Below are 13201 nucleotides of genomic sequence, written 5' to 3'. Positions count from 1 at the left end.
ACAAGCGGCGCTGCTGAATTTGTGGGAGCGGACTTGTCCGCGAACTGAGCGCAAGCGAACGGTCATCGCCAGGTCAATCCGTAGCCCGGATGCAAATCCGGGGGAATAATTCGCGCTACCACCCCGGATTTCATCCGGGCCACATATCTGAATTTGTGGGAGCGGACTTGTCCGCGAGCTGAGCGCAAGCGAACGGCCATCGCCAGGTCAATCCGTAGCCCGGATGCAATCCGGGGGGAACAATCGCGCTACCACCCCGGATTTCATCCGGGCCACATATCTGAATTCGTGGGAGCGGACTTGTCCGCGAATCTGAGCGCAAGCGAACGGCCATCGCCAGATCAATCCGTAGCCCGGAAGCAATCCGGGGGAATAATTCGCGCTACCACCGCGGATTTCATCCGGGCCACATATCTGAATTCGTGGGAGCGGACTTGTCCGCGAACTGAGCGCAAGCGAACGGCTATTACCAGGTAAATCCGTAGCCCGGATGCAATCCGGGGAACAATTCGCGCTACCACTCCCGTATTTCATCCGGGCTACGTTCTCGGTGTCGGGCCTCTCTTCGCAAAAATATCGCGCTTCCGGTTCAGGAATGCGAATCGCCTTCGTCTTCTGTTTCTGCAAATGCGACTTCTTCGCATGACTAGCCAGCAGAGCACAGGACACCCGCATGCGTTCGTTTCCCTTCCTCCCGACGTTGATCGCGCTTTCCCTTGGTCTTGCCGCCGCGCAGGTACAGGCCGTCGAACTCGATATTCCGGCCCAGCCCCTGGATTCGGCGCTCACCGATTTCGCCGAGCAGGCCGGCGTCCGCCTGCTGTACGACGCCAGCCTGACCCGTGGCGTGGGCGGCAGCAGCGCGTTGAAGGGCGACTACTCCGTCAGTGACGGGTTGCAGCAGCTGCTACAGGGCAGCGGCCTGACCTTCAGCATCGGCGCCGATGGCACCGTTACGCTGATCCCGCGCCCCGCGGATGACGACGTGTTGGAGCTGGGTGCCACTACCGTCAGTGGCCAGGCCGACGGCCGCCGCGACCTGCCGAGTGAGTACGCCGGTGGCCAGGTGGCGCGCGGCGCCAATATCGGTTTGCTAGGCAACCAGGACATGCAGGACGTGCCCTTCGCCTTTTCCAGCTACACCAGCGAACTGATCGAGACGCGCCAGGCGCGGACCCTGGCCGACGTGCTGGCCAGCGATCCGGGTGTGCGCCAGTCCTACGGTTTCGGCAACTTCTCCCAGGTCTTCGTCGTGCGCGGCTTTCAGCTGTTCAGCGACGATATCGCCTTCAATGGCCTGTACGGCATCCTGCCCCGGCAGATCATCTCCACCGAGTCGGTCGAGCGGGTCGAGGTGTTCAAGGGCGCCAATGCCTTTCTCAATGGCGTGTCGCCCAGTGGCAGCGGCGTCGGCGGGGCGATTAATGTGGTGTCCAAACGCGCCGAGGATACCCCGACGCGCAGTTTCACCCTGGATTACGCCAACGATAGCCGGGTAGGCGGGCACCTGGATCTCGGCCAGCGTTTCGGCGAGGACAACCGCTTCGGTGTACGGGTTAACCTGGCGCAGCGTGAGGGCGAGACGGGCATCGATGACGAACACTCGCGCTTCGGCCTGGCGAGCATGGCGCTGGACTACCGTGGTGAGCGCCTGCGCCTGGCGGCGGATCTGGGCTACCAGAAGCAGCGTGTGAACGAAGGCCGGTCCGTGGTGTACCTGACCACCACTGGCGCGACCTCCACCCTCAACGGCAAGGTGCCCTCGGCGCCGGACTCCAGTCACAACTACGCGCAGCCCTGGAGCTGGTCGCAGCTGGAAGATACCTACGGCATGTTCAGCGCCGAGTATGACCTGTCGCCGTCCTGGACGGCCTACCTCATCGGTGGCGGCAAGTACACGCGGGAGAATGGTGTATACGCCTCCAGCTACGTGTACGGTGCCGATGGCGCGGCGCGCATCGGTCGCCTGTATTCGCCGCTGGATCAGGAAACCCTGAGCGTGGCCACCGGCCTACGTGGCGAGCTGCTGACCGGGCCGGTCAGCCACAAGCTCAACCTGGCAGCCAACGGCATCTGGCAGGAAAAGCGCAATGCCTTCGAGTCCACCGCTGTTGGCAATCGTGGCTACGGCAACCTCTACGAGGGCCTGCCCGTACCGGTGCCCGCGGCCAGCCCGCCTTCCGGCGACCTGCACGATCCGGATACCACTGCCAAGGTGCAGAACAAAAGCCTGGCCGTGTCCGATACCCTGGGCTTCTACGATGATCGTGTGCTGCTGACCCTGGGCGTTCGGCGCCAGACCATCGGTGCCGATGCCTGGAGCGCAGCCAATGGCAGCCGTACCTCCAACTACCAGGAGAGCATCACCACACCGGCCTACGGCCTGGTGATCAAGCCCTTCGAGTACCTGTCGCTCTATGCCAACCGCGTGGAATCGCTGCAGCAGGGCCCAACCGCGCCCAATGCCGCGAACAACCGCGGGACGATGTTCGCGCCATATCGCTCCAAGCAGACCGAGCTCGGGGTGAAGCTGGACTGGGGGCGCTTTGGCGGCAACCTGAGCGTCTTTCGCATCGAGCAGCCACAGGGCGTGATCGATGGCAACGGCAACTACGGCGTGGATGCCGAGCAGCGCAACCGCGGCGTCGAGCTGAGCCTGTTCGGTGAGCCGCTCAGCGGCCTGCGTCTGCTGGGCGGAGCAACCTGGACGGAGGCGGAGCTGCGCGGCACCGCTGGTGGTGCCAATGATGGCAACCAGGCCGTCGGGGTGCCCGAGTTCCAGTTCAACGTCGCGGCCGACTGGGACGTGCCGGGCGTGCCCGGTCTGAGCCTCAATGGCCTGTTACTGCGCACCGGTGGCCAGTTCGTCGACGCCGGCAACGACTACAGCATTCCCGCCTGGACCCGCGTCGACCTGGGCGCACGCTACAAAACACGCCTGGACGAGCGCGCGGTGACTTTCAACGCGGTACTGGAGAACGTCGCCGACGAGAACTACTGGGCGTCGGCCAACGGCGGTTACCTGACCCAGGGCGCGCCGCGCACCTTCAAGGTGTCGGCGACCGTCGATTTCTGAGACGCCCGCCGCCGCGCATAAGCTGCCTGTGTTCGCCCGGCGGTTGATCCCGCCGGACGATTGTTTTCATACTGACCTCCTTTGCCGCATGCCGAGGAGGCCCGATGTTCGCCCTCAGCGACACCCTGGAGCGGCGCTTTGCCGCGCTGAGAACCACCGCCGATTTCCACTCGCTGCGCCATGTGCAGGAGAGCCGGGAGTCCTACTGGGTGCGCCGGCGGGTCGCGCAGGCACCGTCCTTCGTCGATGACGCCGGCGCCATGCTCACCGTGCGCATCGCCGGCGTTGAGGCCTATGTGGCCACCAGTGACATCAGCCAGGCCGGCCTGCAGGCCGCGCTGGAGCGAGCCGAGCGGATGGCCCGAGCCCTGGCCGGACATAACCTGCTGGATCTCGCCAGCCTGGCGCAACCGGCCGAGCTGAGCGATGACGTGATGCCCGGTTACGACCAGCCGGTGGCTGGTGCCGCGCACTGGTTCGAGTCGCTGATGGCCGAATCGGCGCTGATTCCCCGCGATGCGCGTCTGGTCGACAGCCATGTCGGGCTGACCTTCACCTGCCATGAACAGATCTACCTCAACAGTGCCGGCGCCCGTCTGCGCCGAGCCCAGCGTTATGTCTTTCCACAAGTCGGCGTGACCGCCAGTGACGAGCGCGACAGCCAGAGCCGCAGCTTCGGCGGCAGCCACCTGGCGCGCCAGGGTGGCGCCGAGGTGCTCGATCAACTGGGTGTGCCGGGCAGTGCCGCGCGCATCGCCGATGAGGCGTTGCAGTTGCTGCTGGCGCCGAACACGCCGAACGACTCGCGTGACCTGCTGCTGATGCCTGACCAGATGATCCTGCAGATTCACGAATCGATCGGCCACCCGCTGGAGCTGGATCGCATCCTCGGTGACGAGCGCAACTTCGCCGGCACCAGCTTCATTCGCCAGGAAGACTTCGGTCACTACCGCTACGGTTCGCCGCTACTCAATGTCAGTTTCGACCCGGGCGTGCCGGGAGAGCTGTCCAGCTATCGTCATGACGACGATGGCACGCCGGCCGAGCGCCAGTTGCTGATCCGTGACGGCATTCTCCAGCGACCGCTGGGCGGCGCGCTGTCGCAGTGGCGCAGCGGCCTGCCGGGCGTCGCCAACAGCCGCGCGTGCAGCTGGAACCGGCCGCCCATCGACCGCATGGCCAACCTCAACCTGGAGCCGGGCGACAAGAGCCTGGCCGCGCTGATCGGCGGCATTGAGCGCGGCATTTTAATGAGCAACAACCGCTCCTGGTCGATCGATGACGCGCGCAACAAATTCCAGTTCGGCTGCGAATGGGGCCAGTTGATCGAGAACGGCGAGCTCAAGGGCGTGGTGAAGAACCCCAACTACCGCGGCATCAGCTCGCGCTTCTGGCGCAACCTGCGTGCGGTGGGCGATGCCAGTACCTTCGAGGTACTCGGCACGCCCTACTGCGGTAAGGGCGAGCCCAACCAGGTGATCCGCGTCGGGCATGCCTCGCCCGCCTGCGTATTCGCCGATATCGATGTATTCGGAGGGGCTGCCTGATGGACGCACGGCAACATTTCAGCGCCTTGCTGGCTCGACTGCAGGCGCAGGTCGGCAGCGAGGAGGGCTTCACCCTGGCCTATGGCGCCGAGGACTCCAGCTTCATCCGTTTCAATCACGGGCAGGTGCGCCAGGCGGGGCAGGTACAGCAGGCGTACGCCACCCTGTCGCTGTACCAGGGGCAGCGTCACGCCGAGCACAAGCTGGCGCTCAGCGGTGTGCTCGACGAGGACGCGTCGCGCCTGCAGCAGGCCTTGCAGCAACTGCGCGCCGTGCTGCCGACCTTGCATGATGACCCTTATCTGCGCTTGAACCGCGAGGCCTGGCGCAGTGAACTGGCGGCCGTGGGCGAGCCGCTGGACAGTGCGGCCATGGCGCAGCAGGTGGTCGCCGCGGCGCGCGGCCTGGACCTGGTCGGATTCCTCGCTGTCGGCCCGCAGTATCAGGGCTTCGCCAGCTCCTGGGGTGCGTTCGGCTGGTACGCGGCGAGCAGTTTCAACCTTGAGTTCAGCCTGTTCCACGACAACGGCCAGGCAGTGAAAAGTGCCTATGCCGGCGAGCAGTGGGACGCTCAGGCGTTCGCCCGCAAGCTCGATGGCGCCCGGCAGCAGCTGGAATTTCTCGGTCGCCCGGCCAGGGCGCTGCAGCCCGGGGCCTACCGTGCCTACCTGACGCCTGCGGCGCTGGAAGAGCTGGTCAGCCTGTTCTGCTGGGGCTTCGGCGCGCAGGCGCTGGCCTCCGGCGGCAGCCCCCTGCAGCGCCTGTTCAATGGCAAGGCTGAACTCAGCCCGCGGGTGACCATGGAAGAGCGCATCGAAGGCGGCCTGGCTCCAGCCTTCACCGCCGAAGGACCTCGCCAGCCGTTGCGCCTGATCAGCCAGGGGCGATCCGGCGAGCGCCTGGTCAGCTCGCGTAGCGCCGCCGAGTACGGGCTGATCGCCAATGGCGCCTGCCGAGGCGAGTACCCGTTGTCGTTGCGCATGCACGGTGGTGAGCTGGACGAGCAGGAGGTGCTGCAACGGCTAGGCACCGGCCTGTACATCGGCAACCTGTGGTACGGCAATTTCTCCGACCTGCCGGCCGGACGCCTGACCGGCATGACCCGCTTCGCCACCTTCTGGGTCGAGGACGGGCAGATCCAGGCGCCCGTCGACACCATGCGCTTCGACGACTCGCTGTTCGAGTTCCTCGGCCCGCAACTGGAGGCGCTGACCCGCGAACCGGAACTGCTGCTGCCCAGTGGCACCTACGGCGCCAGACAGACGGGTTCCATGGCGTTGCCGGGGGCGCTGCTTTCGCGCTTTACCCTGACGCTGTGAGTTTCAACCGAGCATGTGAGCGCGCAGCATGCGCTCCTCTCGCATGATGTGGATGATGAAAACTCTTTCCTCGCTGTGCCGATAGAAGATGCGGCAAGGGGGCACCACGACTTCGCGATAGACGGAGCCAGGAAGCTCCTCTGGTACATGGCCGGAGAGAGGAAACTGAGCTAGCCGCGACACGGTGTCCATGACCCTGCCTACCAGCGCTCTGGCGGCATCGGGGTTATCGAGGGCTATGTATTCGGCGAGGTCGTTGAGCTGCTCCAGGGCGGGGCTTGTCCAGACTATTTCAGCCACTTGCCCAGCCGCTCCCTGGCCTGATCGTGATTAAGGGTATTGCCTTCCACAATGGCCCGTTCGCCGCGTGCCAGGGCATCCAGCAGCGCGAGGCGTTTCTGCATGAATTCATAGTCCTGAACATCCACCAGATAGGCCGAGGGTTGCCCATGCTCGGTAATTAGCACGGCTTCCTTGGTCTGTTGCAGGTCCGCGAGGATCTTGGTGGCATGTCGCTTCAGGTTGGTTACCAACTCGACTTTCATGATGGCTGACCGGCGTTCGATTGAAAGTGCTACTTTAGTGATACTCTGCCATCGTTACAATTCGTCTATCACTTGCTTGCCTTGAGCACCACGAATTTGGGGTTGGCCGCTACCTGCTCAACGCCGCGGAACAGGCGCGCCAGCTTGGCGTGATAGCCGAGGTGGCGATTACCGACGATCCACAGCTCGCCACCGCTGACCAGTGCCGCGCGGGCCTGCTGGAACATGCGCCAGGCGAGAAAGTCGCCGACCACCTGCTGCTGATGGAACGGCGGGTTGCACAGCACCAGATCCAGCGAGTCGGCCGGCTGCTCTGCCAGGCCGTCTCCGGCGCGTATCTCCACGGCGCGCTCGCCGAGCGCCGCGCGCCAGTTCTCCTGGGCTGACTGCACGGCCATGTACGACTCATCCACCAGGGTCAACTGCGCCTGCGGGCTGCCCAGGGCGTAGGCGATGCCGAGCACGCCGTTGCCGCAGCCAAGGTCGGCGACGCGGGTGCGCCCGAGGTGCTTCGGCATGTGCGGCAGGAAGGCGCGCGTGCCGATGTCCAGGCCGTCGCGGCAGAACACATTGGCGTGGTTGAGCAGTTCGATGGCCGGTTTGTCGAGACGGTAACGCGTGGGGTAGGGCGAGCTTGGAGCTGCCTTTACTTCTGGCGTGGCCGTCAGCAGGCGCGCCTTCTTCACCGCCAGCGAGGCCTGGACCGGGCCGACGTATTCTTCCAGCAGATCACCCGCCGCACGCGGCAGATGCTTGACCATCGCCCCGGCCACCACGCGGGCGTTCGGCGTCAACTGGCCATGCAGGCGAATCAGTTGCTCCTCCAGCAGCGCCAGGGTTTTGGGTACGCGGATCAGCACCCAGTCGAACGGTCCCTGCGGTGTTTCGCAGCTCGGCACAAAGGACACTGCATCGCTGCCCAAACCATTGGCCGCGAGGTTCTTCTGCAGTGCGAGGAACCCCAGGTGCGAATCGCTGCTGCTGGTCACCCGGCAACGCCTGGCCAGCGAACAGGCGAGGGCGCCAAAGCTGTCGTTGAGCAGCAGCACCGAGTCCTCGGCTCGCAGGCCCTGCTCGTACAGATGGTTGAGCAGATACTCGTCCGCGGCGTCGAAAGCTTGCAGAGGCTCGTTCGCCTGATGCGGTTGGCGCAGCAGCTCGAGGCTGGCGAAGGGAGTCGTGAAAATAGGCATGGAAACCGTCAGTGTTTGCCGGCCGCACAATGCGCGACACTGGCAGCAGATTCGAACAAGGGGGCGATTATGACCGTCAGCGAAGACAAGTTCACCCGTCAGACGCTACTCGAGGTACACAGCCTGACGCCGAGCCTGTTTACCTTACGCACTACCCGTGATGCCGGTTTTCGTTTTCGCGCCGGGCAGTTCGTACGCCTGGGGGTGGAAAAGGCCGACGGCAGTCTGGTCTGGCGCGCCTATTCGCTGGTCTCGGCGCCGCATGACGAGTTTCTCGAGTTCTTCTCCATCGTGGTACCGGGCGGCGAGTTCACCAGCGAGCTGAGCCGTCTGGTCGTTGGCGACAGCCTGCTGGTGGAGAAAATGGCCACCGGCTACCTGACCCTGGACCGCTTCGTCGATGGTCGCGACCTGTGGCTGCTGGGCAGTGGCACCGGCATCGCGCCGTTCCTGTCGATCCTGCAGGATTTCGAGGTGTGGCAGCGTTTCGAGCGCATCGTATTGGTGTACAGCGCCCGGACCTGTGCCGAGCTGGCGTATCAACCGCTGATCAGGGGGCTTGCCGAGCTTGAGTATCTGGCCGAGTTCGCTGACAGGCTCACCTACCTGCCGGTGGTCACCCGCGAGCAGGCGCCGGATTGCCTGAACGCGCGCGTTACCGATCTGCTCGACAGTGGCGAGCTGGAGCAGGCCGCCGGGCTTGAGCTGACGCCTGAGCATTCGCGGGTGATGATTTGCGGCAACCCGCAGATGATCGACGATATTCGTCAGCGTCTGAAGGCGCGGGGGCTTAACCTGAGCCTGACCCGCAGGCCGGGTCAGGTGGCAGTCGAAAACTACTGGTGATCAATCTTCGCGGATCGATTTGATCCGGTGCTCCCAGCGGCGCTTGGCGAAGCGGCGCATGTTGGGGATATCGTCGGTCTCGTCGAGAATCGGCTTGCCGATGATGGTTTCCATGATGTCTTCCAGCGTCACCAGGCCGCGCCAGCTGCCGAACTCGTCGTACACCAGGCACATGTGCTGACGTTCCTGCATCAACAGGGTCATCAGGTTTTCCACGTTCATGCTTTCCGGCACGACTTTGAGCGGCTTCATGATCCGGGTGATGGGCTCGGCATCGTTCTCCGCGGCCAGGGCGTCGTAACGGAACACCACGCCCAGTGGTGATTCGTCTTCGCCAATGACCGGGTAGCGGGAGAACTGGCTTTCCCGGGCACGTGCCTTGAACGCGGCGATCGACTCATCCGGTGCGGCCGACTCGCAGACGATGCGCGGCGTCATGATGTCGCGCAGACGAATCTCGTGCAGGTCGAGGATATTGCCGATCACCCGCTGCTCGTCTTCGTCGAGCTTGCCCACCTCGCGGCCGAGCAGGGTCAGCGCCTTGATTTCCTGGCGAATGTCATGCTCCGGCTCCTTGCCGCCGAACAGGCGCATGATCAGGTCCGACAGTACGATGAATGGCTTGAGCAGCAGGATCATCGCCCGCAGCAGGCTCGGCAGAAAGGGCGCCAGGGTGCGCCAGTAACGGGCGCCGATGGTCTTCGGCAGAATCTCCGAGAGCACCAGAATCAGCAGGGTCATGACCGCCGAGGCGATACCCAGGTAACCGTCACCGAAGACGATTGCCACCTGCGCACCGACACCGGTCGCACCAACGGTATGCGCCACAGTATTGAGGGTCAGGATGGCCGCCAGCGGCTGGTCGATCTTGTCTTTGAGCTCTTTCAGCCTTTCGTACAGCTGAGGCTTTTCGACCTTCTGCTGAGCGATGTAACTGGGCGTTAGGGAGAGCAGGGCGGCTTCGAGGATGGAGCAGATGAACGAAACCAGAATGGAAAGGACAGCGAACGCTATCAGGAGTGTCATGTAGGGGGATAAGTGACCAAGGGGCAGCCAATTTAGCGGAAATACAGAGGAATATGCAGGAAAGCTGCAACATTTCATTTCATATTGCCGGTCCGGCCTATTCTACCGCGGCTCTCGGCCCGGCATCGCTAGAGGGCTGCACCCGGCTCAGCTTCGGCTAGGCTAAGTAGGAACTATGTCCGGGGAGGATTCTTCATGCCGCTTGAACATCATCCGCTCAATCGAGAATTTCCACAGCATCACGATGCGTTGCGCAAACTGATGCAGGGCGATGCGCGCTTCGCCAGCCTGGCGGCGGAGTATGAAGCGCTGGACAAGCGCATCTACGAGATAGAGGACGGTCGCTCGGCGGCCGATGATCTGACGCTACAGGGGCTCAAGCTACAGCGCGTTGGCCTCAAGGATGAGATTGCCGGCCTGCTGCACGGGGCTACCTGAGGCGGGTTTGATCGGGATCAAGGGAGATGCACGGTAGACCGGCTAGCCTGCGAGTAACACCTTACTCAGGAGCTGCGCCATGCACGTCGATCACCACCCGCTTGTCCATGATTTCTCCGAAGATCGCGAAGCACTGCAACGCCTGCGTCAGGAAGATGCGCTGTTCGCCCGCCAGGCTGAGGAATACGAGGCACTGGACAAGCGCATTTGCCGCATCGAGGACGGTATCGAGCTACTCGACGATGTTTCGTTGCAGGCGCTCAAGCTCAACCGCGTCGCCCTCAAGGACGAACTGGCGAGACAGCTCAAGCGCGCAAGTGGTCAGTGCTGCGGTTGTGGCAATGGTTGTGGCGGCTGACGGCAAACCTCCGTAGGGGCGGCTTCAGCCGCAAATCTCGCTGCACAGCTGTTCGTGGCTGAAGCTACTCCTACCGCCATTGCGGGGTGACCCCGCTTCAATGCACGGGCGGGTTGATCAGGTAGGTGAGCAGCCCGTCCGCCTCTTCTTCCGTCCACACCGTGCGCGCCGGTCTCGGCCACTCGCCCAGAAGCTGCTGCCAGAAGGCGCACGCCAGCTCGTCCTGGCGGTAGTAGCGCAGCAGCCACGGGCGGCCGTCGCCCATGACCTGTTGCATCAGTGCACGGCCGATGCCGCGACGACGATACTTTTTCAGGATGAACAGGTCGGCGAACTCCGGTGCCTCGATACCCGGCAATTCGCTGCGCTCGATCAACAGAAAACCGGCTATGAATCCATCAGCGAGGATCAGTTGCGCGCTCCAGCCCGGCTCCTGCCAGTAGCGCTGCAAGTGTGGCTGGTGGATATAGAAACGACCGTCCGTTTCCACGTCTTCCTGCTCCCAGTCGGAGCTTTCATAGGCATAGAACTGGTACAGATTGGCCAGCAGCGGCAGCTGTTCGGCAGTGGTTGGCAGCAGTTGGATCTGCATGGAAGCGTTCCGAGCGAAGTGGACGTGGTCTGTAAATTTATCCAGTTGTTCGGTATCGTTCCAGCCTTCGTTCAGCGGCAGGATCGATCGCAATGGCCAAGGCAAAACGCATGTACGGCTGCACCGAGTGCGGCGCCACCTTTCCCAAGTGGGCGGGGCAGTGTGGTGAGTGCGGCGCCTGGAACACCCTGGTGGAAACCGTGGTCGAGGGCGCCACGCCCAGCGGGCGCACCGGTTGGGCCGGGGACAAGGCCAATATCAAGACCCTGGCCGAGGTCAGTGTCGAGGAAATTCCGCGTTTCTCTACCGCCTCCAGCGAGCTGGACCGGGTACTCGGTGGTGGCCTGGTCGATGGTTCGGTGGTGCTGATCGGCGGCGACCCGGGCATCGGCAAGTCGACCATCCTGTTGCAGACCCTGTGCAATGTCGCTCAGCATTTCCCAGCGTTGTACGTTACCGGCGAGGAGTCGCAGCAGCAGGTGGCCATGCGCGCGCGGCGCCTGGACCTGCCACAGGACAAGCTCAAGGTAATGACCGAGACCTGCATCGAGTCGATCATCGCCACCGCGCGCCAGGAAAAGCCCAAGGTGATGGTGATCGACTCGATCCAGACCATCTTCACCGAGCAGCTGCAGTCGGCACCCGGCGGCGTGGCCCAGGTGCGCGAGAGTGCGGCGCTGCTGGTGCGCTTCGCCAAACAGAGCGGCACGGCGATCTTCCTGGTCGGCCACGTCACCAAGGAGGGCGCGCTGGCCGGCCCGCGCGTGCTGGAGCATATGGTCGATACCGTGCTGTATTTCGAGGGCGAGTCCGACGGTCGCCTGCGCCTGCTGCGGGCGGTGAAGAATCGTTTCGGCGCGGTCAACGAACTGGGCGTGTTCGGCATGACCGACAAGGGCCTCAAGGAAGTGTCCAACCCCTCGGCGATCTTTCTCACCCGCGCGCAGGAGGCGGTGCCCGGCAGTGTCGTGATGGCCACTTGGGAAGGCTCGCGGCCGATGCTGGTGGAAGTGCAGGCGCTGGTCGACACCAGCCACCTGGGTAACCCGCGCCGCGTCACCCTGGGCCTGGATCAGAACCGCCTGGCCATGCTGCTGGCGGTGCTGCACCGCCACGGTGGTATCCCGACCTATGATCAGGACGTGTTTCTCAACGTGGTCGGCGGGGTGAAGGTACTGGAGACGGCCTCCGATCTGGCGCTGATGGCAGCGGTGATTTCCAGCCTGCGCAACCGGCCGTTGCAGCATGATCTGCTGGTGTTCGGCGAGATCGGCCTGTCCGGCGAGATCCGCCCGGTGCCGAGCGGCCAGGAGCGTCTCAAGGAGGCGGCCAAGCACGGCTTCAAGCGCGCCATCGTGCCCAAGGGCAATGCGCCGAAAGAAGCGCCGCCGGGTCTGCAGATCATCGCGGTGACTCGCCTGGAGCAGGCGCTGGATGCGCTGTTCGAGTAACTAAAGTCGCGGCTAAAGCCCCTCCCACAGGTGCCGGGAGTCCGCTGTGGGAGGGGCTTTAGCCGCGATTCTGGACTGCGGCGTTCTGTCGCCAACTGGGCCTGGCGAAAACTGACGCAGATCAATAGGTAGCAGGCTATCGGCGAGCAGCATGAAGGCGTATCCACTTGAAGGAGACGCCATCATGTTTTTGTTCTTCGATTTCTTTTCCCGCGCTTTCAACTTCGACGCCAAGGCCGCGCAGTCGCACGAGGCGCATGGTGAGGCGCTGCGCATCCAGGCGCTGCGTCAACAGCGCCAGCAGCGTAAGGACGAGGCGGCGCGCAAGCGCCATTGAGCGCGGCTCAGTCGCCTTCGCCGAGCGCCGCCAGTTCCCGTTCCAGCAGCTGCTCATCGCCCAGGTTGAGTTCGACCAGGCGGCGCAGATGGCTGATGGAGTCCAGATCGATATGGCGGCAGACGAAACCCAAAGACTTTGGCTGGGTGCGTGTCAGCACCACCTCCATCTTCACCCTGGCTTCGCCACCCAGTTCGATCACGGCCTCGAAGGGCTGATTCGGATCCCCGCTCCAGTCGCGCGGTGTGGTGATCAGCAGGCCCTTGAGTGAAATATCGTGCAGAGCCGCCGACCATTGCCGCTCGCCCTGTGCGATTACGGTGGGGGCGTCGAAGGCGATGCGCTGAAAGCGCCGACGCTCGTTGGCTGATTCGCTCATGCCGGTACTCCTGAAGGGTTTACATCACTATAGCCAAGGCTGCTGGCCACGTACTCTAACCCCTGTGCCGTGGCGCACAACTGATGCACATCAG

General features: G+C 63.7%; 14 protein-coding genes. 8 read left to right on the top strand and 6 right to left on the bottom strand.

All coding sequences use genetic code 11. From position 1 onward, the window contains the following. Positions 1 to 673: 673 nt before the first annotated feature. The 3 genes from P3C50_RS19555 (at position 674) to P3C50_RS19545 (ending at position 5942) form a co-directional block, all read left to right on the top strand. On the top strand, positions 674 to 3076 hold the full coding sequence (locus P3C50_RS19555) for a TonB-dependent receptor (RefSeq protein WP_275547232.1): 2403 nt from the start codon (positions 674 to 676) through the stop codon (positions 3074 to 3076). 104 nt (positions 3077 to 3180) lie between these two features. Continuing rightward, the gene (locus P3C50_RS19550; protein ID WP_275547231.1) at positions 3181 to 4623 is read left to right on the top strand and encodes a TldD/PmbA family protein; all 1443 of its coding nucleotides are present in this window, start codon (positions 3181 to 3183) and stop codon (positions 4621 to 4623) included. Continuing rightward, positions 4623 to 5942 carry a TldD/PmbA family protein gene (locus P3C50_RS19545; RefSeq protein WP_275547230.1) on the top strand — a complete coding sequence of 440 codons (1320 nt, stop codon included), beginning with the start codon at positions 4623 to 4625 and terminating at the stop codon, positions 5940 to 5942. Before P3C50_RS19550 ends, P3C50_RS19545 begins: the two co-directional genes overlap by 1 nt. Before the next feature lie 3 nt (positions 5943 to 5945). On the opposite strand, the gene P3C50_RS19540 is transcribed toward P3C50_RS19545, so the two are convergent. The 3 genes from P3C50_RS19540 to P3C50_RS19530 all read right to left on the bottom strand — a co-directional run bounded on the left by P3C50_RS19540 (position 5946) and on the right by P3C50_RS19530 (position 7680). Continuing rightward, complete coding sequence (locus P3C50_RS19540) at positions 5946 to 6242, bottom strand: type II toxin-antitoxin system RelE/ParE family toxin (RefSeq protein WP_275547229.1); 297 nt, start codon at positions 6240 to 6242, stop codon at positions 5946 to 5948. Then, on the bottom strand, positions 6230 to 6487 hold the full coding sequence (locus P3C50_RS19535) for a type II toxin-antitoxin system Phd/YefM family antitoxin (protein ID WP_197859164.1): 258 nt from the start codon (positions 6485 to 6487) through the stop codon (positions 6230 to 6232). Before P3C50_RS19535 ends, P3C50_RS19540 begins: the two co-directional genes overlap by 13 nt. 68 nt (positions 6488 to 6555) lie before the next feature. Beyond that, a complete protein-coding gene (locus P3C50_RS19530; protein WP_275547228.1) occupies positions 6556 to 7680 on the bottom strand; it encodes a class I SAM-dependent methyltransferase in 1125 nt (374 codons plus the stop codon). A gap of 69 nt (positions 7681 to 7749) precedes the next feature. Between P3C50_RS19530 and P3C50_RS19525 the strand changes: the two genes are divergently transcribed. Then, a complete protein-coding gene (locus tag P3C50_RS19525; protein ID WP_275547227.1) occupies positions 7750 to 8526 on the top strand; it encodes a ferredoxin--NADP reductase in 777 nt (258 codons plus the stop codon). Here P3C50_RS19525 and P3C50_RS19520 read toward each other — a convergent pair whose 3' ends face one another. Further along, positions 8527 to 9552 carry a CNNM domain-containing protein gene (locus tag P3C50_RS19520; RefSeq protein WP_275547226.1) on the bottom strand — a complete coding sequence of 342 codons (1026 nt, stop codon included), beginning with the start codon at positions 9550 to 9552 and terminating at the stop codon, positions 8527 to 8529. 195 nt (positions 9553 to 9747) lie between these two features. On the opposite strand from P3C50_RS19520, the gene P3C50_RS19515 reads away from it, so the two are divergent. Then, positions 9748 to 9990 (top strand): YdcH family protein, encoded by a 243-nt coding sequence (locus P3C50_RS19515; RefSeq protein ID WP_013714008.1) that lies wholly within the window; start codon positions 9748 to 9750, stop codon positions 9988 to 9990. A 79-nt stretch (positions 9991 to 10069) separates the two neighbouring features. Beyond that, a complete protein-coding gene (locus P3C50_RS19510; protein WP_275547225.1) occupies positions 10070 to 10348 on the top strand; it encodes a YdcH family protein in 279 nt (92 codons plus the stop codon). 97 nt (positions 10349 to 10445) lie between these two features. Here P3C50_RS19510 and P3C50_RS19505 read toward each other — a convergent pair whose 3' ends face one another. After that, positions 10446 to 10940 (bottom strand): GNAT family N-acetyltransferase, encoded by a 495-nt coding sequence (locus P3C50_RS19505; protein ID WP_275547224.1) that lies wholly within the window; start codon positions 10938 to 10940, stop codon positions 10446 to 10448. A gap of 92 nt (positions 10941 to 11032) precedes the next feature. Between P3C50_RS19505 and radA the strand changes: the two genes are divergently transcribed. Together radA and P3C50_RS19495 are read left to right on the top strand one after the other, a co-directional pair. Continuing rightward, positions 11033 to 12391 carry a DNA repair protein RadA gene (gene radA / locus P3C50_RS19500; RefSeq protein WP_275547223.1) on the top strand — a complete coding sequence of 453 codons (1359 nt, stop codon included), beginning with the start codon at positions 11033 to 11035 and terminating at the stop codon, positions 12389 to 12391. A 184-nt stretch (positions 12392 to 12575) separates the two neighbouring features. Beyond that, positions 12576 to 12728, top strand: coding sequence for a hypothetical protein (locus P3C50_RS19495; RefSeq protein ID WP_197859172.1), 153 nt, complete (start codon positions 12576 to 12578; stop codon positions 12726 to 12728). Between the two features lie 7 nt (positions 12729 to 12735). Here P3C50_RS19495 and P3C50_RS19490 read toward each other — a convergent pair whose 3' ends face one another. Beyond that, positions 12736 to 13107 carry a PilZ domain-containing protein gene (locus tag P3C50_RS19490; protein WP_275547222.1) on the bottom strand — a complete coding sequence of 124 codons (372 nt, stop codon included), beginning with the start codon at positions 13105 to 13107 and terminating at the stop codon, positions 12736 to 12738. Positions 13108 to 13201 lie beyond the last annotated feature (94 nt).

It is taken from the genome of Pseudomonas sp. Marseille-Q0931 (assembly GCF_940789645.1).
Taxonomy (GTDB): domain Bacteria; phylum Pseudomonadota; class Gammaproteobacteria; order Pseudomonadales; family Pseudomonadaceae; genus Aquipseudomonas.
This window is presented reverse-complemented; position numbering and strand designations above follow the sequence as displayed.